This window comes from Pseudomonas persica, assembly GCF_900291015.1.
GTDB lineage: Bacteria > Pseudomonadota > Gammaproteobacteria > Pseudomonadales > Pseudomonadaceae > Aquipseudomonas.
The window spans coordinates 149730-176271 of sequence record NZ_OLKL01000003.1; the positions used below are offsets into that span (position 1 = coordinate 149730).

The 26542-nt window shown below is 62.8% G+C and carries 25 protein-coding genes; 17 read left to right on the plus strand and 8 right to left on the minus strand.

The window, feature by feature from the left end; translation table 11 throughout:
• Positions 1-11: 11 nt before the first annotated feature.
• The gene (locus tag FQ664_RS00745) at positions 12-1085 is read left to right on the plus strand and encodes an aminopeptidase (RefSeq protein WP_144170019.1); all 1074 of its coding nucleotides are present in this window, start codon (positions 12-14) and stop codon (positions 1083-1085) included.
• A gap of 131 nt (positions 1086-1216) precedes the next feature.
• On the opposite strand, the gene FQ664_RS00750 is transcribed toward FQ664_RS00745, so the two are convergent.
• Positions 1217-1867, minus strand: a complete 651-nt coding sequence (locus FQ664_RS00750; RefSeq protein ID WP_144170020.1) for an HAD family hydrolase — start codon at positions 1865-1867, stop codon at positions 1217-1219.
• Between the two features lie 122 nt (positions 1868-1989).
• Positions 1990-2538 (minus strand): gamma carbonic anhydrase family protein, encoded by a 549-nt coding sequence (locus FQ664_RS00755; RefSeq protein ID WP_144170021.1) that lies wholly within the window; start codon positions 2536-2538, stop codon positions 1990-1992.
• Between the two features lie 66 nt (positions 2539-2604).
• Here FQ664_RS00755 and prlC point away from each other — a divergent pair, with 66 nt between their 5' ends.
• From prlC to FQ664_RS00785, 6 genes are all read left to right on the plus strand, one after another.
• A complete protein-coding gene (gene prlC, locus FQ664_RS00760) occupies positions 2605-4692 on the plus strand; it encodes an oligopeptidase A (RefSeq protein WP_144170022.1) in 2088 nt (695 codons plus the stop codon).
• Positions 4689-4970, plus strand: a complete 282-nt coding sequence (locus tag FQ664_RS00765) for a YheV family putative zinc ribbon protein (protein ID WP_144170023.1) — start codon at positions 4689-4691, stop codon at positions 4968-4970. The genes prlC and FQ664_RS00765 overlap by 4 nt, the downstream gene beginning before the upstream one ends.
• 125 nt (positions 4971-5095) lie before the next feature.
• Positions 5096-7090, plus strand: a complete 1995-nt coding sequence (locus FQ664_RS00770) for a M3 family metallopeptidase (protein WP_144170024.1) — start codon at positions 5096-5098, stop codon at positions 7088-7090.
• Positions 7091-7167: 77 nt separating this feature from the next.
• Entirely contained in the window at positions 7168-8226 is a 1059-nt protein-coding gene (locus FQ664_RS00775; RefSeq protein ID WP_144170025.1) for a PA0069 family radical SAM protein, read from the plus strand.
• Positions 8227-8549: 323 nt separating this feature from the next.
• Positions 8550-9269 (plus strand): carbonic anhydrase, encoded by a 720-nt coding sequence (locus tag FQ664_RS00780; RefSeq protein ID WP_144170026.1) that lies wholly within the window; start codon positions 8550-8552, stop codon positions 9267-9269.
• A gap of 191 nt (positions 9270-9460) precedes the next feature.
• Positions 9461-10993 (plus strand): SulP family inorganic anion transporter, encoded by a 1533-nt coding sequence (locus FQ664_RS00785; protein ID WP_144170027.1) that lies wholly within the window; start codon positions 9461-9463, stop codon positions 10991-10993.
• A gap of 141 nt (positions 10994-11134) precedes the next feature.
• On the opposite strand, the gene FQ664_RS00790 is transcribed toward FQ664_RS00785, so the two are convergent.
• Entirely contained in the window at positions 11135-11776 is a 642-nt protein-coding gene (locus tag FQ664_RS00790) for a hypothetical protein (protein ID WP_144170028.1), read from the minus strand.
• A 369-nt stretch (positions 11777-12145) separates the two neighbouring features.
• Between FQ664_RS00790 and coxB the strand changes: the two genes are divergently transcribed.
• From coxB to FQ664_RS00810, 4 genes are read left to right on the plus strand one after another with little or no spacing between them, the layout of a single operon-like run.
• On the plus strand, positions 12146-13273 hold the full coding sequence (coxB, locus tag FQ664_RS00795; RefSeq protein ID WP_144170029.1) for a cytochrome c oxidase subunit II: 1128 nt from the start codon (positions 12146-12148) through the stop codon (positions 13271-13273).
• A 43-nt stretch (positions 13274-13316) separates the two neighbouring features.
• Positions 13317-14906 carry a cytochrome c oxidase subunit I gene (ctaD, locus tag FQ664_RS00800; RefSeq protein WP_144170030.1) on the plus strand — a complete coding sequence of 530 codons (1590 nt, stop codon included), beginning with the start codon at positions 13317-13319 and terminating at the stop codon, positions 14904-14906.
• A 10-nt stretch (positions 14907-14916) separates the two neighbouring features.
• A complete protein-coding gene (locus FQ664_RS00805; RefSeq protein ID WP_144170031.1) occupies positions 14917-15483 on the plus strand; it encodes a cytochrome c oxidase assembly protein in 567 nt (188 codons plus the stop codon).
• A gap of 16 nt (positions 15484-15499) precedes the next feature.
• Positions 15500-16387 (plus strand): cytochrome c oxidase subunit 3, encoded by an 888-nt coding sequence (locus FQ664_RS00810; RefSeq protein WP_144170032.1) that lies wholly within the window; start codon positions 15500-15502, stop codon positions 16385-16387.
• Between the two features lie 112 nt (positions 16388-16499).
• On the opposite strand, the gene FQ664_RS00815 is transcribed toward FQ664_RS00810, so the two are convergent.
• Positions 16500-16703: a twin transmembrane helix small protein gene (locus FQ664_RS00815; RefSeq protein ID WP_003258925.1), complete on the minus strand. Its 204-nt coding sequence runs from the start codon at positions 16701-16703 to the stop codon at positions 16500-16502.
• 63 nt (positions 16704-16766) lie between these two features.
• Here FQ664_RS00815 and FQ664_RS00820 point away from each other — a divergent pair, with 63 nt between their 5' ends.
• The 5 genes from FQ664_RS00820 to FQ664_RS00840 are packed head-to-tail and all read left to right on the plus strand — an operon-like array spanning position 16767 to position 20650.
• Entirely contained in the window at positions 16767-17504 is a 738-nt protein-coding gene (locus tag FQ664_RS00820; protein WP_144170033.1) for an SURF1 family protein, read from the plus strand.
• The gene (locus FQ664_RS00825; RefSeq protein WP_144170034.1) at positions 17473-18054 is read left to right on the plus strand and encodes a hypothetical protein; all 582 of its coding nucleotides are present in this window, start codon (positions 17473-17475) and stop codon (positions 18052-18054) included. Before FQ664_RS00820 ends, FQ664_RS00825 begins: the two co-directional genes overlap by 32 nt.
• Before the next feature lie 9 nt (positions 18055-18063).
• Entirely contained in the window at positions 18064-19143 is a 1080-nt protein-coding gene (locus FQ664_RS00830; RefSeq protein ID WP_144170035.1) for a COX15/CtaA family protein, read from the plus strand.
• On the plus strand, positions 19128-20021 hold the full coding sequence (cyoE, locus tag FQ664_RS00835) for a heme o synthase (RefSeq protein ID WP_144170036.1): 894 nt from the start codon (positions 19128-19130) through the stop codon (positions 20019-20021). The genes FQ664_RS00830 and cyoE overlap by 16 nt, the downstream gene beginning before the upstream one ends.
• Positions 20018-20650: an SCO family protein gene (locus FQ664_RS00840; protein ID WP_144170037.1), complete on the plus strand. Its 633-nt coding sequence runs from the start codon at positions 20018-20020 to the stop codon at positions 20648-20650. Before cyoE ends, FQ664_RS00840 begins: the two co-directional genes overlap by 4 nt.
• Before the next feature lie 118 nt (positions 20651-20768).
• On the opposite strand, the gene FQ664_RS00850 is transcribed toward FQ664_RS00840, so the two are convergent.
• The 3 genes from FQ664_RS00850 to FQ664_RS00860 form a co-directional block, all read right to left on the minus strand.
• Positions 20769-21539: a MetQ/NlpA family ABC transporter substrate-binding protein gene (locus FQ664_RS00850; protein ID WP_144170038.1), complete on the minus strand. Its 771-nt coding sequence runs from the start codon at positions 21537-21539 to the stop codon at positions 20769-20771.
• Positions 21540-21603: 64 nt separating this feature from the next.
• On the minus strand, positions 21604-22275 hold the full coding sequence (locus tag FQ664_RS00855) for a methionine ABC transporter permease (RefSeq protein ID WP_144170039.1): 672 nt from the start codon (positions 22273-22275) through the stop codon (positions 21604-21606).
• Positions 22275-23282 (minus strand): methionine ABC transporter ATP-binding protein, encoded by a 1008-nt coding sequence (locus FQ664_RS00860; protein ID WP_144170040.1) that lies wholly within the window; start codon positions 23280-23282, stop codon positions 22275-22277. The genes FQ664_RS00855 and FQ664_RS00860 overlap by 1 nt, the downstream gene beginning before the upstream one ends.
• Positions 23283-23507: 225 nt before the next feature.
• On the opposite strand from FQ664_RS00860, the gene katE reads away from it, so the two are divergent.
• Positions 23508-25643 carry a catalase HPII gene (katE, locus tag FQ664_RS00865; protein ID WP_144170041.1) on the plus strand — a complete coding sequence of 712 codons (2136 nt, stop codon included), beginning with the start codon at positions 23508-23510 and terminating at the stop codon, positions 25641-25643.
• A gap of 113 nt (positions 25644-25756) precedes the next feature.
• On the opposite strand, the gene FQ664_RS00870 is transcribed toward katE, so the two are convergent.
• Positions 25757-26464 carry a PA5502 family lipoprotein gene (locus FQ664_RS00870; protein ID WP_144170042.1) on the minus strand — a complete coding sequence of 236 codons (708 nt, stop codon included), beginning with the start codon at positions 26462-26464 and terminating at the stop codon, positions 25757-25759.
• Positions 26465-26542 lie beyond the last annotated feature (78 nt).

Sequence of the window (26542 nt, forward strand, 5' to 3'; positions counted from 1 at the left end):
GACTTATTCTTATGCAGCGCTCAGGCCCTGGGCCACTCGACCTTGTTTTCACCCGTTTGGTTCCCCTGCTGGCGGCGCTCCTGCTGAACGGTTGTAGCAGCGCCGCCTACTATGGGCAGCTGGCTGAGGGCCAGTGGCAGCTGCTGCGTGCACGGCAGCCGGTGGAGCAGGTAATGGCCGACCCGGCCACCTCCGCGCAACTGCGCGCGCGCCTGGAGCATGCCGAGCAGGCCCGGGTATTTGCCAGCCAGCAGTTGAAGCTGCCGGACAACCGCAGCTACCGGGTGTATGCCGACATTGGCAGGCCCCATGTGGTGTGGAATGTGTTCGCCACCCCCGAGCTGTCGTTGCAGCCAGTGACGCACTGCTTCCCGATCGCGGGGTGTGTGGCCTATCGCGGCTACTACCAGCAAGGCGCGGCGCGTGGGGCGGCGGCGTTGATGCGCCAGGATGGCATGGATGTGTACGTGGGTGGAGTGGAGGCCTATTCGACCCTGGGCTGGTTCGACGACCCGATCCTGTCGTCAATGGTGGGCTGGAGCGACGAGCGCCTGGCCACACTGATCTTCCATGAGCTGGCTCACCAGCGCTTCTATGTGCAGGACGACACCGAGTTCAACGAGTCGTTTGCTTCCTTCGTCGAGCAGGAAGGCACGCGGCAATGGCGTGTGGCGCGTGGGCTCGCTGCGGTTGGCGGGGAGCAGGGGCAGCAGCGTGAGCAGTTCATCCGGTTGGTGCTGGCCAGCCGCGAGCGGCTGCAGGCGATGTATGCCGGGCCTCTGGATGATGTGCAGAAGCGGGCGGCCAAGCAGGCGGAGTTCGAGCGGCTAAGGCGGGAATACCGGCAGGTGCGTGATGGCCAGTGGGGGGGTGACAAGCGCTATGACGCCTGGATGTATGGGCCGATGAGCAATGCCAAGTTGTTGCCGTTCGGGCTGTATGACCAGTGGGTACCGGCGTTTGCGGCGCTGTTCCGTGAGGTGGGAGGGGACTGGGCGCGGTTTTATCAGCGGGTCGAGCAGTTGGGGCGGTTGCCGATCGATGAGCGGAAGGCGGCGTTGCAGCGGTTGATGGTTAGCCGGTGAGCTTTGGGGCCGCTTTGCGGCCCATCGCCGGCAAGCCAGCTCCCACCCCAACCGCATTGACCTCAAGCCATTCACTGTCCCTGTGGGAGCTGGCTTGCCGGCGATAGGCTGCAAAGCAGCCCCCATGGTCATCAAGCCTTGAGGAAGGCCTGATGCATCTCGGCCAAGGTCGCAAAGTGGTAGGCCGGTTCTTCCGCCATCAACTCTTCCTGGCTACCAAACCCATACCCCACCGCCACTGCCTGCAAACCATTGCTGCGCGCACCGATCAGGTCATGCTTGCGGTCGCCGATCATCAGGGTCTGCGCCGGGTCCAGCCCTTCTTCATCAAGCAGATGGCGAATCAGCTCGACCTTGTTGGTGCGCGTGCCGTCCAGCTCACTGCCGTAGATCACTTTGAAGTGGTGGTCGAAGGCGAAGTGCCGGGCGATTTCACGGGCGAACTTCCACGGCTTGGAGGTGGCGATGTACAGCGTGCGGCCCTGGCCGTTCAGGGCCTCGAGCAGCTCCGGCACACCGTCGAACACCAGGTTTTCGTACAGGCCGGTGACGCTGAAGCGTTCCCGATAGAAGTTCACCGCATCCCAGGCCTTGGCTTCGTCGAAGCTGTAGAACTGCATGAAAGCCTGCAGCAGGGGTGGGCCGATGAAGTGCTCGAGGCGGGTCAGGTCCGGCTCGTCGATACCCAGCTTGGCCAGGGCATACTGGATCGAGCGGGTGATGCCCTGGCGCGGGTCGGTCAGGGTGCCGTCGAGGTCGAAGAGGATGTTTTGCTGGTGCATGTACAGGGTTCCACTTGAGTGCTGCGTGGCCTTCTTCGCGGGTAAACCCGCTCCCACAGGGGTATCACAGGGCCTGAGGCCGACGCCGTACCTTGTGGGATTGGGTTTACCCGTGAATGCGGTCATTCAGGTTGATCGTAGCCTTCGGCCAGGTGCTGGTCCTTGAGCTTCACGTAGTTGCTGGCGCTGTAGGCGAAGAATGCGTGTTCCTGGTCGTTCAGCAGCCGGGCCTGTTTCACCGGGCTGCCAATGTACAGGTAGCCACTGACCAGGCGCTTGCCCGGCGGTACCAGGCTGCCGGCGCCGATGATCACTTCGTCCTCGACGATGGCGCCGTCCATGATGGTGCTGCCCATGCCGACCAGGATGCGGTTGCCCAAGGTGCAGCCATGCAGCATGACCTTGTGACCGATGGTCACTTCGTCACCGATGATCAGCGGGAAACCGTCCGGGTTGAAGGGGCCTGCGTGGGTGATGTGCAGCACGCTGCCGTCCTGCACGCTGGTGCGCGCGCCGATGCGGATGCGGTGCATGTCGCCGCGTACCACGGCCAACGGCCAGACCGAACTGTCTTCACCGATTTCCACGTCCCCCAGCACCACCGCCGACCGGTCGACGAAGGCCCGGGGCCCAACTTTCGGAGTGTGTTGCTGGAAGCTTCGGATGGCCATGATAGCGTCTCTCATCTGTGCCGATAGGCAGGCTGCCTGCTGCGGTCGGCGTCGATTGTAATTAAGATGGGGCAGTGTTTCTTCTGCCAAGGTATCCAAACCGTGAGTGCGAACAACCCGCTTCTGCAGTCCTACGATCTGCCGCCCTTCTCGCAAATCCGTGCCGAACACGTATTGCCGGCGATCGAAGCGATCCTGGCCGACAACCGTAAAGCCATTGCCGAGATCCTCGAAAAGCAGGGCAAGAACCCTACCTGGGCTGGCCTGGTGTTGGCCATGGACGAACTGAACGATCGCCTGGGCGCCGCCTGGAGCCCGGTCAGCCACCTCAATGCGGTGTGCAACAGCGCGGAGCTGCGCGAAGCCTACGAGTCGTGCCTGCCGGCGCTGAGCGCCTACTCTACCGAACTGGGTCAGAACCGTGCGCTGTTCGAAGCCTACCAGGCGCTGATCGACAGCCCGGAGGCCGCCAGCTTCGACGTGGCGCAAAAGACTATCCTTGAGCACGCCCTGCGTGACTTCCGCCTGTCGGGTATCGACCTGCCGGCTGATAAACAGCAGCGCTACGCCGAAGTGCAGAGCAAGCTCAGCGAGTTGGGCAGCCGTTTCTCCAACCAGCTGCTCGACGCTACCCAGGCCTGGACCAAGCACGTTACCGAGGAAGCTGCGCTGGCCGGCCTGACCGACTCGGCCAAGGCGCAGATGGCCGCCGCCGCCCAGGCCAAGGGCCTCGACGGCTGGCTGATCACCCTGGAATTCCCCAGCTACTACGCGGTGATGACCTACGCCAGCGACCGCGCCCTGCGCGAAGAGCTGTACGCCGCCTACTGCACCCGTGCCTCGGATCAAGGCCCGAATGCCGGCCAGTTCGACAACGGCCCGGTGATGCAGGAAATCCTCGGCCTGCGCCAGGAGCTGGCCGAACTGCTGGGCTACAAGAACTACGCCGAGTTGAGCCTGGCGACCAAGATGGCCGAGTCCAGCGACCAGGTGCTGAGCTTCCTGCGTGACCTGGCCAAGCGTTCCAGGCCGTTCGCCGCCCAGGACCTGGAGCAGCTCAAGGCCTACGCCGCCGAGCAGGGCTGCCCTGAGCTGGCCAGCTGGGACGCCGGTTACTTCGGTGAGAAGCTGCGCGAGCAGCGTTACAGCGTGTCGCAGGAAGCCCTGCGCGCCTACTTCCCGATCGACAAGGTGCTGAGCGGCCTGTTCAGCATCGTGCAGCGCTTGTACGGCATCGAAATTGCCGAGCTCAAGGGCTTCGACAGCTGGCACCCGGATGTGCGCCTGTTCGAGATCAAGGAGAATGGCCAACACGTCGGCCGCTTCTTCTTCGACCTCTACGCCCGCGCCAACAAACGTGGCGGCGCCTGGATGGATGGCGCGCGTGATCGTCGCCGCACCGCCGCCGGCCAGTTGCAGAGCCCGGTGGCCAACCTGGTGTGCAACTTCACCCCGGCCGCGCCCGGCAAGCCGGCGCTGTTGACCCACGATGAAGTCACCACCTTGTTCCATGAGTTCGGCCATGGCCTGCATCACATGCTGACCCGCATAGAGCATGCCGGTGTATCCGGCATCAACGGCGTGGCCTGGGACGCGGTCGAGCTGCCCAGCCAGTTCATGGAAAACTGGTGCTGGGAGCCGGAAGGCCTGGCGCTGATCTCCGGCCATTACGAAACCGGTGCGGCCCTGCCCCAGGACCTGCTGGACAAGATGCTGGCGGCGAAGAACTTCCAGTCGGGCATGATGATGGTGCGCCAGCTGGAGTTCTCGCTGTTCGACTTCGAACTGCACGCCAGCCAAGGTGACGGCCGCAGCGTGCTGCAGGTGCTCGAAGGCGTGCGCGACGAGGTGTCGGTCATGCGCCCACCGGCGTACAACCGCTTCCCCAACAGCTTTGCGCATATCTTCGCGGGCGGTTATGCAGCCGGCTACTACAGCTATAAGTGGGCCGAAGTGCTGTCGGCCGATGCCTTCTCGCGTTTCGAGGAAGAAGGTGTGCTGAATGCCGAAACCGGCCGTGCGTTCCGTGAAGCGATCCTGGCCCGCGGCGGTTCACGCGAACCCATGGAGCTGTTCGTCGACTTCCGTGGCCGTGAACCTTCCATCGATGCGTTGTTGCGCCACAGTGGCCTTACCGAGGACGCTGCAGCATGAGCGAGGTAGCTGTGAACCAGACCAAGAAGCGCTTCATAGCCGGGGCTGTGTGCCCGGCCTGCAGTGAGCCTGACAAGCTGATGATGTGGAGCGAAGACGACGTACCGCACCGCGAGTGCGTGGCCTGCGGTTTTACCGACACCCTCAACGAGCAGGGCTTGTCGGTGCCGAAGGAGCTCGGCACCCGGGTCAACCAGCTGGCACCAAAAGCGGCGCCGGCCAAGGTACAGACCGTGCAGTTCTTCCCCAACCCGAAGTTGAAGAAACCGGCTGAATAAAGCCGTCGTGCCGCCCGGGCGCTGTGCCCGGGCAGGCATGCTCGGGGTGGTAGATAGTCAGGCCACCCTCTCCTTGCTGGCCACGCAAGCTCACCTGCTTTTCACCACGAGCAAGGTAGCGCGTCATGGACAACCCACTGCTGCAAAAAAACAGTATCCCCGTCGATTATCCATCGATCACCCTGGAAAACATGCAAGAAGCGTTTGAGCATGTGCTGATGGCGCATGAGCAGGGTATCGAGCGTATCCTCATCGAGCAGGGCACCATGCCGACCTGGGACGACATGGTGCTGGCGGTGGACGAACTGGACGCCCGGTTAGTGGCAGCGCTGTATGCAGCCAGCCCGTTGGTCGCCAGGAGCGAAAGCTGGACCAGCAGCATCATGGGCTTTTTCGTCAGGGTGATAGCCCGGTTCGAACAGAAACTCGCCGACGGCAGGCTGCAGCAGTTATATGCGCGCCTGGCTGACAGCGATATCGGCAAGAATCTGGATGCCCACCAGCGTGCCACCCTGCGTTGGTACCTGGAAAAATTCAGCGCCAGCGGTGCACTGCTCGATGCGGCCGGACGGGCGCGGCTGACTGATCTGAACGCGAATATCTCCACGGCAAGCGAAGCGTTCCGCAGCAACATCAACCGGCCAGGCCTGGAGATTATCGATGAAAGCGAGTTGAGTGGCATACCGCAGCGGATACGCGACGAGCTGGCGGCTCGGGCGCGGGATGCGGGGCGGCCTGGCTGGCTGGTGGTGTGCGAAAGCGTAGCCACCGAGGCCGTGCTCAAGCACGCGGCAAACCGCCAGTTGCGTGAGCGCGTTTACAGGGCTTATCACGCACGGGGTGTCAGTGCTGATCCGCAGTTGGACAACCGCTCGCATCTTCAGCGACTGGCCCAGTTGCGCGAGGAAAAGGCGCAACTACTCGGTTTCGCCAGCCACCTGGAGCTGAGCTTGCAGGCGAAGAGCGCCGGCTCGGTCGAGCAAGTGCGCGGTTTCCTTCACGATCTTGCCGCACAGGTACGCCCTGCCATGCTGCAGTGGCGTTCGGATCTCGAACGCCAGGGCGCAGCCAAGGGCCTGGGCGAGGTCCAGCCGTGGGATGTCGACTACCTGCAGGCCCCCTCTCCCACCGAGCTTTCCACTGAGGCGTTACGCGAATACTTCCCGCTGAACACGGTTGTCAGCGCGTTGCAACAGCTAGCGGAAACGCTGTTCGGCGTGCTGCTGCTGCCCAGACAGCTCCCCACCTGGGATGACAGTGTGCAACCGTTCGAGGTGTGGCAGGACCACGCTTTTATTGGGTACCTGTATCTGGATGCCGTGCAACATGCCGGCAAGCAGGCAGACGCGGTGATGACCACCTACATAAACAACCGCCGCGTCGATGCCGAGGGGATCTACCAGCCTGCCTCGGTGATAGTCTTCTGCGACATACCGCAAGCGCCGACGGGTTCTGAGCCTCTGCTCGACCACCTGTCGTTGCGCAAGATGTTCCACGAGTTTGGTCATGCGCTGCAGCACTTGCTGGTGCGTACCACCAACCATGTGCTGTCCAACGTGACCGAACTCGGCACCGATGGTGCGGAGTTGTTCGGCAAGCTGTTCGAGCGCTGGGTCTGGGATGCGGACTACCTGGTGGCGATCTCGTCCCACCAGGCGGACGGCAACAAACTCACCCGTTCACGGGCCGATGAGTGCCTGCAGCGGTTGCGGCAGCAGGGCGTGCAGGAAACCGCCTACGGATTGAGCATGGCGCTGTTCGACATGGACCTGCACGGCACACCGAACGACGGCAGGTCCCTTGAGCAACGCCTGGATGATGCCCGAGAGCGTTGTGGTTATTGGCCGCTGGCCGACTTCGAGCACCCTGCGCATGCCTTCGACTACCTGGTCGCTGGCTACGATGCAGGCTATTACGCGTACCTGTGGTCGGATGTGCACGCCTTCGACCTTTTCACCCGCTTCGAGTCGGCGGGGCTGCTGGACCCGACTACAGGCCGGGAACTGCAGGAGACGTTGTTCGCCCCGGGGGCATCGCGGCCCTTGCGTGAAGGTATCGAGGCATTCCTTGGCCGGCAGGTGAGCCATACGCCGTACCTGCGTTGGTATGGTCTGGCGTGAAGGCACACTGACCAGAGGTGCTGGAATGATCTGAGTCTACAGGATACTGTATATGAATACAGTATCAGGGTAAGCCCATGATTCATCCAGCACCGCCAAAGGGCCGTGGTACGGCGCACAATCCGCATAACCGCTTCGCCCCAAGCCATTCGGTGGCAGAGGATGACGGCTGGTATCAGGAAGTACCGCAAACCCAGGGCACCGAGGTACGGGTCGAGACGGCCAAATCGGTGATCAGCCGCAATACGTCCCCCGACCTGCCATTCGATCGCGCCATCAACCCTTACCGCGGCTGCGAGCATGGCTGCATCTACTGCTATGCCCGCCCCTCCCATGCCTACTGGGACCTTTCCCCTGGCCTGGACTTCGAAACCAAGCTGATCGCCAAGACCAACGCTGCCGATGTACTCGCGCAGCAATTGAGCAAGCCGGGGTACGTGTGCGCCCCGATCAACCTGGGCTCCAACACCGATCCGTACCAGCCAATCGAGCGGGAACAGCTGCTGACCCGGCGCCTGCTCGACGTGCTGCTGCGTTTTCGCCATCCGGTGACCATCGTCACCAAGGGTTCGCTGGTGTTGCGCGACCTCGACCTGCTGGCCGAGATGGCTCGCCAGCGCCTGGTGCGGGTAATGATCAGCCTGACCACCCTGGATGACGACCTGAAGCGGGTGCTGGAGCCGCGTGCAGCATCACCCAAGGCGCGCTTGCGGGCTATCCGGGTGTTGCGCGAGGCGGGAGTGCCGGTTGGCGTACTGTGTTCGCCGATGATTCCGATGATCAACGACAGTGAACTGGAACGGCTGCTGGAGGCGGCCAGGGAGGCAGGTGCACAGAGTGCGGCCTACATGATGTTGCGCCTGCCGTTGGAGGTGGCGCCGTTGTTCGAGCAATGGCTGCGGGACCATTACCCGCAGCGGGCGGCACATGTATTGAGCCTGATTCGCCAGAGCCGGGGTGGCGAACTGTATGACAGCCGATTTGGCGCGCGCATGCGCGGTGAAGGGGTGTTTGCCGAGTTGCTGGCGCAGCGCTTTGCCAAGGCCATGAAGCGGCTGGATTTCGAGGGGCGGGAAGCGCAGGTGCTGGATTGCTCGGCGTTCTGCCCGCCGGGTGGGCAGATGGCCCTGTTCTGATCTCTCAGCGTGTGGGAGCGGGTAAACCCGCTCCTGCAGGCAACGTGCGATGCTCATAACTCAACTAATAACAGCCAATAACTGCGCTAATACATGTTGGCAGCTGATGTTTTTTTGCTATTATCCAATACCCGCCTTTCCTATCTGGAACACCCGTTCTAGAGCCTTCGAATTAAGTTTCAGTTAAGTTTTCCCCGCTAGCGTAGGCAACCAGTCCACGAAGACTGTGATCTATGGCCTGTGCGCGTCATCTAAATCCCTGCATAGCCAGAATCTTTCACCGGTAAAATGGATTTACCTACACACCGTCAAGAGGATGAATCATGCCCGTCAAGGACCCATCCAAGGTCGTACCGCAGGTCACCGCGGAGAGCGCCGATGCCGCCCTTAAGCACATCGTCGACGGCTTCCTGCGTTTTCACCATGACGTTTTCCCCGAGCAGCAAGAGCTGTTCAAGAAGCTCGCCACCGCGCAAACCCCGCGTGCCATGTTCATCACCTGCGCCGACTCGCGCATCGTCCCCGAGCTGATCACCCAGAGCTCGCCGGGCGACCTGTTCGTGACCCGCAACGTCGGTAACGTGGTACCACCTTATGGCCAGATGAACGGCGGCGTTTCCAGCGCCATCGAATATGCCGTGCTGGCACTGGGCGTGCACCATATCATCGTGTGCGGCCACTCCGACTGCGGCGCCATGCGTGCAGTACTCAATCCGCAATCGCTGACCAAGATGCCGACCGTGTCCGCCTGGTTGCGCCACGCCGAAGTGGCCCGCACCGTGGTCGAGAACAACTGCTCGTGCGGCAGCGAACACGAAACCATGCAAGTGCTGACCAAGGAAAACGTCATCGCCCAGCTGCATCACCTGCGCACTCACCCTTCGGTGGCTTCGCGCCTGGCCGCCGGGGAGCTGTTCATCCATGGCTGGGTCTACGACATCGAGACCAGCAAGATCGAAGCCTACGACGCCGCCAGCGACAGCTTCCTGCCCCTGGCTGCTGGCGAGCCAGTCCCCTGCGCCACTCCGAGAGGCCGCTACTAAGCGACCCGTCCACCTGCTGAAACCTTGATAGCCGGCTGCACCCTGTAGGGGTGTGGCGCGGCCTTCGGCTGCCCTGAATTCCCTGACTGCTTGCCGGCACGCCCGCTGGCGGCCCGCGCCTGCGCGTTCGTCAGGGGCAAACGTGCCCACGGCCAGGGGAATGGCTGTGTGACAGAGAAAGGAGAAACACGGTGAACATTACACAGTTGAAAGCGGCCCTGCCGCGTGAGTTGCTGGCGTCGGTGGTGGTCTTCCTGGTTGCCCTGCCGTTGTGCATGGGCATTGCGATCGCTTCGGGCATGCCGCCGGCCAAAGGCCTGATTACCGGCATTATCGGCGGTATTGTTGTCGGTTTCCTCGCCGGTTCGCCGCTGCAGGTCAGTGGCCCTGCCGCGGGCCTGGCGGTACTGGTATTCGAGCTGGTGCGCCAGCATGGCATGGCCATGCTCGGGCCGATTCTGCTGCTGGCCGGCTTGCTGCAGTTGCTGGCCGGGCGCCTGCGCCTGGGCTGCTGGTTCCGGGTTACCGCGCCGGCGGTGGTGTACGGCATGCTGGCGGGTATTGGCGTGCTGATCGTGCTGTCGCAGGTGCATGTGATGTTCGACACCGCGCCGCAGCCATCCGGCATGCAGAACCTGCTGGAGTTTCCGGCGACCGTGGCCGCCGCCCTGCCACAGGAAAGCACCGGCTCCGGTTGGATGGCCGGTGCGCTGGGCCTGGGCACCATCGCCATCATGTGGGGCTGGGAGCGCCTGCGGCCGCAGCGGCTGCGCTTCGTCCCGGGTGCCCTGCTGGGCGTGTCGGCCATGACGGCCATCAGTATGTGGCTGGCCTTGCCGGTGAACCGCGTGCAGGTGCCGGCCGACCTGTCTGAGGCCATCGACTGGATCCACCCTGGTGACCTGATGCAACTGGCCGACCCTACCCTGTTGGTTGCCGCTTTTGCCCTGGCCTTCATCGCCAGTGCCGAAACCTTGTTGTCAGCGGCTGCGGTTGACCGCATGCACAGCGGCCAGCGCTCGGACTTCGACCGTGAGCTGTCGGCTCAGGGCATCGGCAACATGCTGTGCGGGGTGTTGGGTGCGCTGCCGATGACCGGGGTGATCGTGCGTAGCTCGGCCAACGTGCAGGCGGGGGCACAGACCCGGGCTTCGGCGATCTTCCATGGCCTTTGGCTGTTGGCCTTTGTGGTGGTGCTGAGCAGCGTGCTGCAGCAGATCCCCGTGGCGAGCCTGGCGGGTGTGCTGGTGTTTACCGGGGTCAAGCTGGTGGATTTCAAGGCGTTTCGTGGGCTGGGCCGCTATGGCCGCATGCCGATGTTCACCTACGCGGCGACGGCGCTGGCGATCATCTTTACCGACCTGCTGACCGGCGTGCTGCTGGGCTTTGCCCTGACCTTGCTGAAGCTGGCGCTCAAGGCGGCGCGGCTGAAGATCAACCTGGTCAGCCTGGAGAAGGCTGGGCACATGGAGCTGCGGCTTAGTGGTGCGGCCACCTTCCTCAAGGTGCCAGCGCTGACCCAGGTGTTGGATAGCGTGCCGGTGGGGACCACACTGCATGTGCCGCTGGGTAATCTGAGTTATATCGACCACTCGTGCCTTGAGCTGCTTGAGGATTGGGGCCGCAGTAATTCGGCCAATGGCTCGCGGTTGCTGATCGAGCAGCGGCGCTTGAAGCGGCGGATCGAAGGGCGGATGCGGACCACGGCGGGGGTTGGGGCCTGAAGCTGAAAGTCTGTATCGCCTGAACTGGCCTCTTCGCGGGTAAACCCGCTCCCACATGCTCAGCACAGGATTCAAAGCCGGCGCAGTACCTGTGGGAGCGGGTTTACCCGCGAAGAGGCCGGAACAGCTTATATCAATGGGTCAGGTCGGTTGGCCCAGCTCCACACCCAGCTGTCGCGACAGGCACGGCCAGCGTTTCCAGGCCGCGCCGGTTTCCGGGCTGCTCAATTTCTCGCGGTAGGCTTCTACCGATTCCACCGCGAAGCTTTGGTCATTCAACATTTCGTCCACCGAGTGATGCACCACTTCATCCAGCTGGTTGGCAAAGGTCTCGCCAATCAACTGGTGGGCAATCAGGTTGGCGACGGTGGTGTCGACCGGGATCAGCGGCTGCTGGAAGTGACGGATGTACAGGTCGTTTACCTCTTCCACGAGGCGGTGCGCCAGGTAGGCCTCATCCAGCAGACAGTCCAGGCCGACATGCCCTTGCATCACGCTGGGCGGTTGCAGAAAGTAAGCCTCGGCAATTTTCAGTACAGGGGTGATCTGCGATTCGATCCCGGCCTCGCGGGCAACCTCGTGCGCGGCCTCCAGCAGTTCCGGAACCTGGTCGATGTAGGCGCTGACGAAGCGCGCCAAGGTACCCTGGGCGTCCTGCTCAGGCAGTTGGATCGAGGGGTGCAGGTGGGGCAGTTGCAGCTCGAGACGCTTTTTCAATTGGCCGGTCTGGCCTTCGTGTTGATGGGCTTGGCTTACCTGCTCGCGTACAGCAGCGATGTTCATGACAACTCCAGGGACATTACGTTTCAAACGGAAGACACTAAATTAGCTCGGTATACAGAATGCCTAAGACGCATTTGTTATAAATCGCGCAAACGTACGCATACTCAGGCATATCGAAATGCCATTATTGCGCCATGGCCTATCAAGCGCGCGCTTTTCAAGGCATTCAGCCATTTCATCAAGTTCATTTCACGGGCTTCGTTGCGTGCCGTTGGTCGCTGTCTATACTCCCGGTGAACGTGATTCGTTGATGAGGCCCGACTGCTTTTAGCAGGGGCTCGGTCGTCGAAGCCAGGTAGTCTTGACCACCGTTCCCTCTTGCCGCAGGCCACGCCTCCGGGACTACAAGAACGAGAAGGGGAACCCGCAATGATGCGACATCCACATGTCTGGATGGGCCTCCTGTTGTGGTCGGTTTTTGGTCAGGCCAACGCCGCCTGGACCGTGAACATGCACCCGGGGGCGACGGAAGTCTCCAACGCCGTCTTCGACCTGCACATGACCATCTTCTGGATCTGCGTGATCATCGGCGTAGTTGTCTTTGGCGCGATGTTCTGGTCCATGGTCATCCATCGCCGTTCCACCGGCCAGCAGGCTGCGCATTTCCACGAGCACACCTGGGTGGAAATCCTCTGGACCGTGGTCCCCTTCCTGATCCTGGTAGCCATGGCCATCCCGGCCACCAAGACCCTGATCGACATCTACGATGCCAGCGAGTCGGACCTCGATATCCAGGTTACCGGCTACCAGTGGAAGTGGCACTACAAATACCTTGGCCAGGACGTGGAGTTCTTCAGCAACCTGGCCACCCCCACCGAACAGATCCACAACAAGGCCCCCAAGGACGAGCACTACCTGCTCGAAGTCGACCAGCCGCTGGTGCTGCCGGTGGGCGCCAAGGTGCGCTTCCTGGTGACCGCTGCCGATGTCATCCACTCCTGGTGGGTGCCGGCCTTCGCGGTCAAGCGTGATGCCATCCCCGGCTTCGTCAACGAAGCCTGGACCCGTATCGAGAAGCCCGGCATCTACCGTGGCCAGTGCACCGAGCTATGCGGCAAGGACCACGGCTTCATGCCGGTGGTGGTCGAGGTCAAATCCAAGGCCGACTACGACACCTGGCTGGGCGAGCGCAAGGCTGAAGCTGCCAAGCTCAAGGAGCTGACCAGCAAGGAATGGACCCTGGAGGAACTGGTGGAGCGTGGTGACAAGGTCTACCACACCACCTGCGTGGCCTGTCACCAGGCCGAAGGCCAGGGCCTGCCGCCAATGTTCCCGGCGCTCAAGGGCTCGAAGATCGCCACCGGGCCGAAGGAAGCCCACCTTGGTATCGTCTTCCATGGCAAGCCCGGCACCGCCATGGCCGCGTTCGGCAAGCAGCTCTCGGAAGTCGACATCGCCGCCGTGGTCACCTACGAACGCAACGCCTGGGGCAACAACAAGGGTGACATGGTCACGCCAAAGGACGTACTGGCGCTGAAGCAGGCACAAGCGCAATGAACCGGGTTACTCGCGGCAATCAATGGATTGCAGGAGAGAGGACATGAGTGCAGTGATCGACGACCACGCCCACGGCCATGAACATGCGCACGGCCCGGCCAAGGGCCTGATGCGCTGGGTGCTGACCACCAATCACAAGGATATCGGCACGATGTACCTGTGGTTCAGCTTCATGATGTTCCTGCTCGGTGGCTCGTTCGCCATGGTGATCCGCGCCGAGCTGTTCCAGCCCGGGCTGCAGATCGTCCAGCCGGAGTTCTTCAACCAGATGACCACCATGCACGGCCTGATCATGGTGTTCGGCGCGGTGATGCCGGCCTTCGTCGGCCTGGCCAACTGGATGATCCCGCTGATGATCGGCGCGCCCGACATGGCCCTGCCGCGGATGAACAACTTCAGCTTCTGGCTGCTGCCGGCGGCTTTCCTGCTGCTGGTCTCGACCCTGTTCAGCCCGGGCGGCGGGCCCAACTTCGGCTGGACCTTCTACGCCCCGCTATCCACCACCTATGCGCCAGCCAGCGTCACCTTCTTCATCTTTGCCATCCACCTGATGGGCATCAGCTCGATCATGGGCGCGATCAACGTGATCGCCACCATCCTCAACCTGCGCGCCCCGGGCATGACCCTGATGAAGATGCCGCTGTTCGTCTGGACCTGGCTGATTACCGCGTTCCTGCTGATTGCGGTGATGCCGGTGCTGGCCGGCGTGGTGACCATGATGCTGATGGACATCCACTTCGGCACCAGTTTCTTCAGTGCCGCCGGCGGTGGTGACCCGGTGCTGTTCCAGCACGTGTTCTGGTTCTTCGGCCACCCCGAGGTGTACATCATGATCCTGCCGGCCTTCGGCGCGGTCAGCTCGATCATTCCGGCGTTCTCGCGCAAGCCGCTGTTCGGCTACACCTCGATGGTGTATGCCACCGGCGCCATCGCCTTCCTGTCGTTCATCGTCTGGGCCCACCATATGTTCGTGGTCGGTATCCCGGTGGTCGGCGAGCTGTTCTTCATGTACGCCACCATGCTGATCGCCGTGCCTACCGGGGTGAAGGTGTTCAACTGGGTCAGCACCATGTGGGAAGGTTCGCTGACCTTCGAGACACCGATGCTGTTCGCCATCGCCTTCGTCATCCTGTTCACCATCGGCGGATTCAGCGGGCTGATGCTGGCGATCGCCCCGGCGGACTTCCAGTACCACGACACCTACTTCGTGGTGGCGCACTTCCACTATGTACTGGTGCCTGGGGCGATCTTCGGCATCTTCGCCTCGGCCTACTACTGGCTGCCGAAATGGACTGGCCACATGTACGACGAAACCCTCGGCAAGCTGCACTTCTGGCTATCGTTCGTCGGCATGAACATGGCCTTCTTCCCCATGCACTTCGTGGGGCTGGCCGGCATGCCACGGCGGATCCCCGACTACAACCTGCAGTTCGCCGACTTCAACATGGTGTCGTCGATCGGCGCGTTCATGTTCGGCGCCACGCAGATCTTCTTCCTGTTCATCGTCATCAAGTGCATCCGCGGCGGTGCGCCGGCACCGGCCAAGCCCTGGGATGGTGCCGAGGGCCTGGAGTGGTCGATCCCTTCGCCTGCGCCCTACCACACCTTCCAGACGCCCCCGGAAGTGAAATAGGAACCGTGCCATGAACGGCCTGTCACTGAAACGCCTGGTACTGCGCCTGCTGATGCTGACGGTGGTGATGTTCGCCTTCGGCTTCGCCCTGGTGCCTGTCTATGACGTGATGTGCAAGGCCTTCGGCATCAACGGCAAGACTGGCGGGCAGTACGCAGGCAGCCAGGTCAGCGACCCGACGCGTTCGGTGCGGGTGCAGTTCATGTCGACCAATGCCAGTGACATGGTCTGGGACTTCTACTCCACCGCCGACCAGCTGGAGGTCAACCCCGGCGCGGTGAACCAGATGATCTTCATCGCCCACAACCCGACCGACCGGCCGATGAGTGCGCAAGCCATTCCCAGCATCACCCCGGCTGAGGCCGCGGCGTACTTCCACAAGACCGAGTGCTTCTGCTTTACCCAGCAGGTGCTGCAGCCCGGCGAACGCATCGAGATGCCGGTGCGCTTCATCGTCGACCGTGACCTGCCGGCCAGCGTGAAGCACCTGACACTGGCCTACACCTTGTTCGACATCACCGCTCGCCACCCGCCGGTCGCGCATGTCGCGGCCCAGGACGTCCAGGGCGCCCGTTAAGGGAAGGAGAACAGCAATGGCAAGTCATGAGCACTACTACGTCCCGGCGCAGAGCAAGTGGCCGATCATCGCCACCATCGGCATGTTCATCACGGTGTTCGGCCTGGGCACCTGGTTCAACGACATGAAGGCCGGCCACCCCGAGTCGCATGGGCCGCTGATCTTCTTCATCGGTGCGTTGTTCCTGGCCTACATGCTGTTCGGCTGGTTCGGTTCGGTGGTCCGCGAGAGCCGCGCGGGGCTGTACAGCCCGCAGCTGGACCGCTCGTTCCGCTGGGGCATGAGCTGGTTCATCTTCTCCGAGGTGATGTTCTTCCTGGCCTTCTTCGGTGCGCTGTTCTACGTGCGCGTGCTGGCCGGGCCGTGGCTGGGCGGTGAAGGGGCCAAGGGTGTTGCACACATGTTGTGGCCGACCTTCGAATTCACCTGGCCGCTGCTGCACACGCCCGACCCGAAACTGTTCCCGCCGCCCAAGGAAGTGATCGACCCGTGGCACCTGCCGCTGATCAACACCATCCTGCTGGTCAGCTCCAGCGTGACCATCACCATCGCCCACCATGCCTTGCGCCGTGGCCACCGTGGCCCGCTGAAATTCTGGATGGCGCTGACCATCATCCTGGGCGCCAGCTTCATCGCGTTGCAGGCTTACGAGTACCACGAGGCCTATACCAAGCTGGGGCTGACGCTGGGGTCGGGGATTTATGGCGCGACGTTCTTCATGCTCACCGGCTTCCACGGCGCCCACGTGACCTTGGGCACGATCATCCTGATCGTGATGTTCGTGCGCATTTTGCGTGGGCACTTCAACCCGGAGAAGCATTTCGGCTTCGAGGCGGCCAGTTGGTATTGGCATTTCGTCGATGTGGTGTGGGTGGGGTTGTTCATCTTTGTCTATGTGTTGTGAATAAAGAACCCTGTGGGAGCGGGTTTACCCGCGAAGCAGGCAACGCGATGGATGGCACGGGCTCCGCCCGTGTTCGCGGGTGAACCCGCTCCCACAGGGGTAGGTGAGAACTTCAGAAGGGGGCGTGTGAGACGAGCTGACCGCTGATAAAGCCCCAGGCGACCAGACCGATGGTCAGCGCCGCCAGGGTTACCCGCACGGTCAGCGCTTTCAGCAAACGGGTCGAGTTTTCATCGTCCTTGACCAGAAACACCAAGCCGCTGAACAGGCTGGCAATCGTGGCCAACAGCATCAGGACAATCGCGGCCTTGAGCATGGCGATACTCCGGGGGGATGCGGTGATGTGGGTAAGTATAGCGATCGACCTGGCGAGGCTCCGATGAGGCCGTTTCGCCCGGGCTGGGTACCAACCCTGGTGGTGCTTGCGCTACTGCCGGGGCTGATCGCGCTTGGCTGCTGGCAACTCGGCCGCGCCGAGGTAAAGCGCGCATTGCTGGCCAGCTATGCCGAGCGGCGCATTGAAGCACCATTGGCCACGACCCAGCTGACAAGCAACGAAGACAACGCCTTCCGCCGCGTGCACCTGTACGGCCGCTTCGACGCCGAGCACAGCCTGCTGCTGGACAACCGCATGCGCGATGGCCAGGCCGGTGTCGAGCTGCTGCAACCCTTCCATGACCAGGCTAGCGGCCGGTGGCTGCTGGTTAACCGCGGCTGGCTGCCCTGGCCGGATCGCCGCGTGCCGGTGCGTTTCGATACCCCTGCCGAGGCGTTGGCGCTGGACGCTTCGGTATACGTCGCGCCCGGCAGCATGTTCCAGCTGCATCCCGACCCTGCGGGCGGGCAGTGGCCGCACCTGCTGACCGCCGTGGATGCCGCGCGGCTATGGCAACAGCTCGATCGGGAAGGCTTCGTCCACGAGCTGCGCCTGGAACCTGGCCCGGCGACCTATCGCCTGGACTGGCCAGTCGTTGTCATGGGCCCGGAAAAACACTTGGGTTACGCAGTGCAGTGGTTTGCCCTGGCAATCGCGTTGGTACTGCTCTACCTCTACTTCGGCTGGCACCACAACAAGGAGAAACGCCATGGCCACCGCCACTCCACTGGAAGTGCCTGAACGTCGCAAACCCAGAGCCCGCGGGCGTTTGCAGCTGATCCTGATTCTGCTGGTGGTGCTCGGGCCGATGGTCCTGGCCACCAGCATGTACAAGCTCAAGTTCTGGGTGCCGGAAGGCCGCAGCTACCACGGTGCCATGATCGGCAACGGTGAAAGCCGCGCCGATCTTGGCGTGACTGGCCAGGACGAGCACTGGCAGCTGCTGGTGAGCGCGCCCGAAGTGTGTGCCGAGGACTGCCAGCGCCTGGTGTACCTGGCCCGGCAGATCCAGGTCGGTCTGGGCCGTGATGCCAGCCGTGCCAGCCATGCCCTGGCTACCGCCCAGCCGCTGAGCGCCGACTACCAGGCGCTGATCGGCCGCGAGTACCCGCAGCTGCAACGCTACCCGCTGGATGCACAACGCTACCTGCAGCAGGTCGGCGAGGCCGGCCCGCAGCTGTGGATCGTCGACCCGCACGGCAACCTGGTGCTGCGCTACGACGCCAAGGTCAACGGCAAGCATGTGCTGGACGACCTGCGCCATCTGCTCAAGCTGTCCAACATTGGCTAGGAGCCTGCCATGGCCAGACCCGGATTCCGCCTTGCTGTGTTCGCCACCCTGCTGGCACTGCTGGTCGTCCTGCTCGGTGCCTATACCCGCCTGACCCACGCTGGCCTCGGCTGCCCCGACTGGCCGGGTTGCTACGGCTTCATCAGCGTGCCCAAGAGCGAAGCGCAGCTGGCCCATGCCGAACTGCATTTCCCCGAGCACCCGGTGGAAGCCGCCAAGGGCTGGGCCGAGATGGTTCACCGCTATTTCGCCGGCACCCTGGCGATGGTGATCGCCCTGCTCGCCGTGCAGGCGCTGCGCCGGCATGCCCGCGATGGTCAGCCTTATCGCCTGCCCTTGCTGTTGCTGGGTGTGGTGCTGGCCCAGGCAGCCTTCGGCATGTGGACGGTCACTCTCAAGCTGTGGCCGCAGGTGGTCACTGCGCATCTACTCGGTGGTTTCACTACCCTGAGCTTGTTGTTCCTGTTGTCCCTGCGCCTGTCCCGGGCCTTTGCGCCCTTGCCCAAGCTGCCATTGAGCCTGCGCCGGATCGCCGCGCTGGCCTTGCTGGTGGTGATCGGCCAGATCGCCCTGGGCGGCTGGGTCAGTGCCAACTACGCAGCCGTCGCCTGCATCGACCTGCCCACCTGCCACGGCCAGTGGTGGCCGGCGGCGGACTTCAGCAACGGTTTCCACCTGACCCAGCACGTCGGGCCCAACTACCTGGGTGGGCAGCTGGACAGTGATGCGCGCACGGCCATCCATATCAGCCACCGCCTGGGCGCGTTGCTGGTGACTTGTGTGCTGCTGATGCTCAGCTGGAAGCTGCACCGTTGCGGCCTCCCTGGCCTGGCGCGGCTGGTGCTGCTGGCGCTGCTGGTGCAAGTCGGCCTGGGCATCAGCAATGTGCTGCTGCACCTGCCGCTGGCTGTGGCCGTGGCACATAACGCCGGTGGGGCGCTGTTGCTGCTGAGCATGGTGCTGGTGAACTACCGCATCCGCGTGGTCGACAAGGTGCGCGCGGGTATCGGCCATGGCTGGCGCCTGCGACCTGTGGCTGGCGTGGGCATCTCCCACCACATGAGGAATGATTCGTGGCGACGTTTCTGAGCGCACGGCGGGCCAGTTGGCGTGATTACCTGGAGCTGACCAAGCCCAAGGTGGTGGTGTTGATGCTGATCACCTCGCTGGCGGGCATGTTCCTCGCCACCCGTGCGGGTGTCAGCTGGAGCGTGCTGCTGTTCGGCAACCTGGGCATCGGCTTGTGTGCAGGCGGTGCGGCGGTGGTCAACCATGTGGTGGACCGACGCGTCGACGCACTGATGGCGCGGACCCACAAGCGGCCCGTGGCCCAGGGCCGCGTCGAGCCGCTGCCAGCGCTGCTGTTTGCCTTGGCGCTGGCGTTGCTGGGCATGGCGCTGCTGCTGATGTTCACCAACACCCTCACCGCCTGGCTGACACTGGCTTCGCTGATCGGCTATGCAGTGCTCTACACCGGCTTTCTCAAGCGTGCCACGCCGCAGAACATCGTCATCGGCGGCTTGGCCGGCGCCGCCCCGCCGCTGCTGGGCTGGGTTGCGGTCAGTGGTCATGTCAGCGCCGAGCCTCTGCTACTGGTGCTGATCATCTTCGCCTGGACCCCACCGCACTTCTGGGCCCTGGCCATCCACCGCAAGGAGGAATACGCCAAGGCCGATATTCCGATGCTGCCGGTGACCCACGGCGAGCGCTACACCAAGCTGCACATCCTGCTGTACACCCTGGTATTGCTGGCGGTGAGCCTGCTGCCTTACGCCATCCACATGAGCGGCCCGCTGTACCTGGCCTGTGCCCTGGTGCTGGGCCTGCGCTTCCTGCAATGGGCCTGGGTGTTGTACCGTGGCAGCCGGCCGCACGCGGCGATCGGCACCTTCAAGTACTCTATCGGCTACCTGTTCGCGCTGTTCATCGCCTTGCTCCTCGACCACTACCTGTTGCTGAGCCTATGACCCGAACCCAGAAAACCGTCTTCATCCTCGTTGCCCTGGTCGCATTGATCCTGGGCCTGACCGTCAACAAGGTGCTCAATGGCCGAGACCAGCCGAACCCCACCGAGCTGATCGATGCCGGCATCATCCTGCTGCCGCAGAGTCGTACCGTGGCCGACGTGACCATGACCAACCAGGACGGCCAGCCGGTGCGGCTGGATGACTTGAAGGGCAAGTGGTCGCTGCTGTTCTTCGGCTACACCTACTGCCCGGATATCTGCCCGACCACCCTGGCCCAGCTGCGCCAGGTGAAGAGCGAGCTGCCCAAGGAGGCCGTCGAGCGGCTGCAGGTGGTGCTGGTGAGCGTGGACCCGAACCGTGACACGCCGAACCAGCTGAAGCAGTACCTGGGGTATTTCGACAAGGATTTCGTCGGGGTGGCGGGGTCGATCGAGGATACCCAGAAGCTGGCCAATGCCTTGAGCATTCCGTTCATTCCGGCCGATACCAGCAAGCCGGGGTATACCGTTGATCACAGCGGCAACCTGGCGGTTGTGGGGCCGGATGGGCGTCAGCGCGGGTTCATTCGGGCGCCGTTCAACAACCAGAAGCTGGTGGCGCAGTTGCCGGGGCTTGTAAAGCGGGATTGATGGGGCTTCAAAAGCTTCGCGGGTAAACCCGCTCCCACAGGGATATCACAAGGCCTGAGGCTAGCGATGTACCTGTGGGAGCGGTTTTACCCGCGAAGAATCCAGCGCGATTGTGGGCTTAGAACGCCGGAACCACAGCGCCTTTGTACTTCTCGTTGATGAACTGCTTCACCTCAGGCGAGTGCAGCGCAGCGGCCAGTTTTTTCATGGCGTCCGAGTCCTTGTTGTCCGGGCGGGCAACCAGGATGTTCACGTACGGCGAGTCGCTGCCTTCGATGGCCAGGGCGTCTTTCTCCGGGTTCAGCTTGGCTTCCAGCGCGTAGTTGGTGTTGATCAGGGCAGCATCTACCTGGGTCAGCACGCGTGGGATGGTGGCTGCTTCCAGCTCACGGAACTTCAGGCTTTTCGGGTTCTCGGCAACATCCTTCACGGTGGACAGGATGTTCTTGTTGTCCTTGAGCTTGATCACGCCGGCCTTGTCCAGCAGCAGCAAGGCGCGGCCGCCGTTGGTGGCGTCGTTGGGGATGACCACGGTGGCGCCGGAGGACAGCTCGTCCAGCTTCTTGAGCTTGGTCGAGTACACGCCCAGCGGCTCGATGTGCACGCCGGCCACGCTCACCAGGTGGGTGCCCTTGGCCTTGTTGAACTCATCCAGGTATGGCTGGTGCTGGAAGAAGTTGGCGTCCAGGCGCTTTTCGGCAACCTGCACGTTCGGCTGGATATAGTCGGTGAATTCCTTGACTTTCAGCTCTACGCCTTCTTTCGCCAGTGCAGGTTTGACGAAGTTGAGGATCTCGGCGTGCGGCACCGGGGTAGCGGCAACAGTCAGGGATTCGGCGTGGGCCGAGAAGGCCGCGACAGCGGCGACAACAGCAAGCAGCTTCTTCATTGATCACTCCTTGTGAGGGCCGCGACGGCCCCCGAACGGGTCGGCCGGGCCGACCCCATTGGGGTTACTTACGGGAAAAATGCACGACCAGTTTGTCGCCCACGCTCTGCAGGACCTGGACCAGTACCAGCAATAGCACCACGGTGACGACCATCACGTCGGTCTGGAAACGCTGGTAGCCGAAGCGGATGGCCAGGTCGCCCAGGCCGCCGGCACCGACCACACCGGCCATGGCGGTGTACGACACCAGGGTGATGGCGGTCACGGTAATGGCTGCGAAGATGCCCGGGCGGGCCTCCGGCAGCAGTGCGTTGGTAATGATCTGGCGGGTGGTGGCGCCCATCGACTGGGTGGCTTCGATGATGCCTCGGTCCACTTCACGCAGGGCGGTTTCCACCAGGCGCGCGAAGAACGGCGTGGCGCCCACCACCAGCGGTGGAATGGCACCGGCGACACCCAGCGAGGTGCCGGTGATCAGCACGGTGAAGGGGATCATCACGATCAGCAGGATGATGAACGGCAGCGAGCGCAGAATGTTCACCACCAGCGACAGCAGCGCATACACGCCCTTCTGCTCGAACATCTGCTTCGGCCCGCAGAGGAACAGCAGCACACCCAGCGGCAGGCCCAGCAACACGGTGAAGAACAGCGAGCCGAACAGCATGATCATGGTATCGACGCTGGCCAGCCAGATTTCGGCCCAGTCGACGTTGGCGAAGAAACTCAGGGCGTCCATCAACGCAGTACCTCCATATGTACGTCAGCTGCCTTGAAGCGGGCGAACGCCGCTTCCATGTCACCACCGATCAGGGCGAGGGTGAGCTGGCCATAGGGGACATCCTTGATGCGGTCGATACGCCCGGCGAGGATGCTGTAGTCCACACCGGTTTCGCGGGCCACGGTGCCCAGCAGCGGCGCGTAGGTGGCGTCGCCCTGGAAGGTCAGGCGCACAATACGGCCCGGCACGTGGGCGAAGTCGTCACGCTGCTCGCCTTCGTCGACCTGCTCGTCTTCCTGGACGAAGCGCTTGGTGGTGGGGTGCTGCGGGTGCAGGAACACCTCGGCCACCGAGCCCTGTTCGACGATCTGGCCGGCGTCCATCACTGCCACGCGGTCGCAGACCCGGCGGATCACGTCCATTTCGTGGGTGATCAGCACGATGGTCAGTTTTAGCTCACGGTTGATTTCGGCCAGCAATTGCAGGACCGAGGCCGTGGTTTGCGGGTCGAGGGCGCTGGTGGCCTCGTCGCACAGCAGGATCTTCGGGTTGGTGGACAGGGCGCGGGCGATGCCGACGCGCTGCTTCTGGCCGCCGGACAGCTGCGCCGGGTACTTTCTGGCGTGGTCGGAAAGGCCGACACGGGCCAGCAGCTCGGTCACGCGCTTGTCGATTGCGCTGCGCGACAGCTCGCCGGCCAGGGTCAGTGGCAGGGCGACGTTGTCGGCGACGGTCTTGGAGGCCAGCAGGTTGAAGTGCTGGAAAATCATCCCGACCTGCTGGCGGAAACCGCGCAGCTGGCTGGCGTTGAACGCGGTAACGTCTTCGCCATCGACGATGATCTGGCCGCCGGAAGGTTCTTCCAGGCGGTTGATCAGGCGCAGCATGGTGCTCTTGCCGGCGCCGGAATGGCCGATCAGGCCGAACACCTGGCCATCTTCGATGATCAGGCTGGTCGGATTCAGTGCGGGGATTTCCCTACCGGCGACGCGGTAGGTCTTGTGTACCTGTTGGAACTCGATCACGTAGCGAACCTTGTGGGGCGCATGGAATTTGGGTCAGCGGTTGGCTGGGGTCGCGCATTTTAGCCTTTTCCCATAGCTGTTCTTAGCATTTATTTCGTAATGCACCAATCCTTCGGGCATATCGCGACAACCGGTAATTCTGATTGAACGCTCGGCAAAGCGCTCCGGTCACTACCTGAACAAGCCCGAACGGGCACGCCTGTAGACTGATGAGGAGAGCCGACCATGCCCAACAAGAACACGGACGCGCCAAAGCACAGCGAGGCCGCCGGCACCCAGACTCCGGACCGGGCCAATACCAACGCCAAGTTGCAAAGCCTGGAAGCTGACCGCAGCGATGCCACAGGCCGTGCGCTGCGTACCAATCAGGGGGTGCGCATCGCTGACAATCAGAACACGCTGAAGGCCGGTGGCCGAGGCCCCTCGCTGCTTGAAGATTTCATCATGCGCGAGAAAATCACGCACTTTGACCACGAGCGTATCCCGGAGCGCATCGTGCACGCCCGAGGGACGGGAGCGCATGGCTATTTCCAGAGCTATGGCAACCACGCCGAGCTGACCAAGGCAGGCTTCCTGCAGGACCCGGAGAAAGTCACGCCCGTTTTCGTGCGATTTTCCACGGTGCAAGGCCCGCGCGGCTCAGCCGACACCGTGCGTGACGTGCGAGGTTTTGCGGTCAAGTTCTACACCGACGAAGGTAACTTCGACCTGGTGGGCAACAATATGCCGGTGTTCTTCATTCAGGATGCAATCAAATTCCCCGATTTCGTCCACGCCGTTAAACCGGAGCCGCACAACGAAATCCCGACCGGTGCCTCGGCCCATGACACCTTTTGGGATTTCGTTTCGCTGGTCCCGGAGTCTGCCCATATGGTCATGTGGGCAATGTCGGACCGTGCGATCCCGCGCAGCTTGCGGATGATGGAAGGTTTCGGAGTGCATACCTTCCGCCTGATCAATGCCCAGGGCGTGGCCAGTTTCGTCAAGTTCCACTGGAAACCGCGCCATGGCGTGCATTCCCTGCTATGGGACGAAGCGCAGAAGCTGGCAGGCAAGGACGCTGATTTCCAGCGTCGCGATTTGTGGGAGGCTATCGAGACGGGCGATTACCCGGAATGGGAACTGGGCGTACAGATCGTGCCGGAGGCGGACGAGCACAAGTTCGATTTCGACCTGCTGGACCCGACCAAGATAATCCCGGAAGAGCTGGTGCCGGTTACACCATTGGGCAAGATGGTGTTGAACCGCAACCCGGACAACTTCTTTGCCGAAGTGGAACAGGTGGCGTTCTGCCCGGCCCATATCGTACCAGGCATCGACTTCACCAACGACCCGTTGCTGCAGGGGCGGTTGTTCTCCTACACCGACACCCAGCTTAGCCGCCTGGGTGGGCCCAACTTCCATCAGATCCCGGTCAACCGCCCCGTCGCTCCCAATCACAATAACCAGCGCGACGCCCTGCATCAGCATGTGGTGCACAAGGGGCGCGCTTCTTATGAGCCAAACTCCATCGATGGCGGCTGGCCGCAGGAAACCCCACCTGCCGCCCAGGATGGTGGTTTCGAGAGTTTTCAGGAACGCATCGATGCGCACAAGATCCGCCAGCGCAGCGCGTCGTTCGGCGACCACTTCTCGCAGGCGCGGTTGTTCTTCCAGAGCATGAGCCCGACCGAGCAGCAGCACATCATCAAGGCTTACAGCTTTGAACTGGGCAAAGTGGAGCGTGAACACATTCGCGCCCGGGAAGTGCATGAAATCCTTGCCAACATCGACTTGAAGCTGGCGGCGGCGGTTGCGGCCAACCTGGGCCTGCCTGCGCCGAGCGCGGGCACGGTGCAGGTGAAGGGGGGGCAACTGGCGCAGTCGCCTGCCTTGAGCCAGATGAACCACCCAGGTTCGGTGGGCATCAAGGGGCGCAAGATTGCCGTGCTGGTGGCTGATGGCGTGGACGCTGCCAGCTTAGACAAACTGGTCAAGGCGCTGGAAGCGCACAGTGCCCGGCCGATGCTGCTGGGGCCGACCTCGGCGCCGGTGAAGGCGGCAGATGGCAAGCAACTGCCGGTGGCTGCGTCGATGGAGGGGATGCCTTCGATCATGTTCGATGGAGTTGTCGTGCCGGGGGGGAAGGCTTCGATCGATGCTCTGGCGGCCAGCGGGTTGGCCAAGCATTTCCTGCTGGAAGCCTACAAGCACCTGAAGGCGATGCTATTGGCCAAGGAGCTGGTGGGGAGCCTGGGGCTCAAGGAGGATAAGGGGTTGCTGCTGGGGGATGAGCAAAAAGTAGTGGATGCCTTTGTCAAGACGGTAGAGGGGCATCGGGTGTGGGAGCGGGAGGCGGCTGCTGAGGCTGTGCCGGCCTAGGGGCTGCTTCGCAGCCCATCGCCGGCAAGCCAACTCCCACTGGTACTGCACAAGACTTGAAAGCGCTGCGGTCGAGGTGGGAGCTGGCTTACCGGCGATAGGGCCCAGGAGGTCTATTGCTGATGCGGAACCAGAACTACCTGCGCCGGCAACGACCGCTGAATCTCATGTTTCTGCTTCAGCTCGAACCCGCTGTCGATCTTGCGCACGCGCTTCTCCAGCAAGGTCTTCAGCCAAGGCGCATCCTCGGTGCGCGGCACCTGGAACAGCACCTCGCACTGGTAGCTCACCACATCGGCGGCAATGTCATCCAGCTGGCGGCGCATCGCACGGCTGTCAGTGGTCTTCAAAGCCACTACGGTGCTGGGAGCGGTCGGGTCAATGATGCGCGCCTTGGGCTTGGCCTCGGCCGCTTTCAACGCCGCTTCAGCCTTCTCCAGCTCGGCCTTGCGCGCCTGGGTCACGGCGTCGCCACCGGTCACCGCCGGGGCCTGTGGCATCAGCGCGCGGGCACGGGCCAGGGCGGTGGCCGCAGCGTTCACATCACCCTTTTGCAGGAAGATCTGGCTGCGTTGCAGGTAGGCTTCGGCGAGCTGGCGCTGGTATTGCTCCAGGCGCGCATCATCGGGCGCCTGGGCCTGCAGGGCTGCCAGCTGGTCTTCGGCGGTGGCCAGCTCGTTGCTGGCGATGTTCTGTTGCAACTGCTGCCAGGCATCGGCTTGGGCAGGTGCGGTGGCCTGTTCGACCGGCGCGCTGGTACACGCGGCCAGGAACAGGGAAAACGCGGCAACAAGCAGATAACGGGAGGCGAACGGCTTCATTCCTGCGACTCTCTATTTGCGCAAAAAGCGAGCAAGTCTACACCCAGGTGCGCACGCTCGAAAACAAGTCTTACAGAC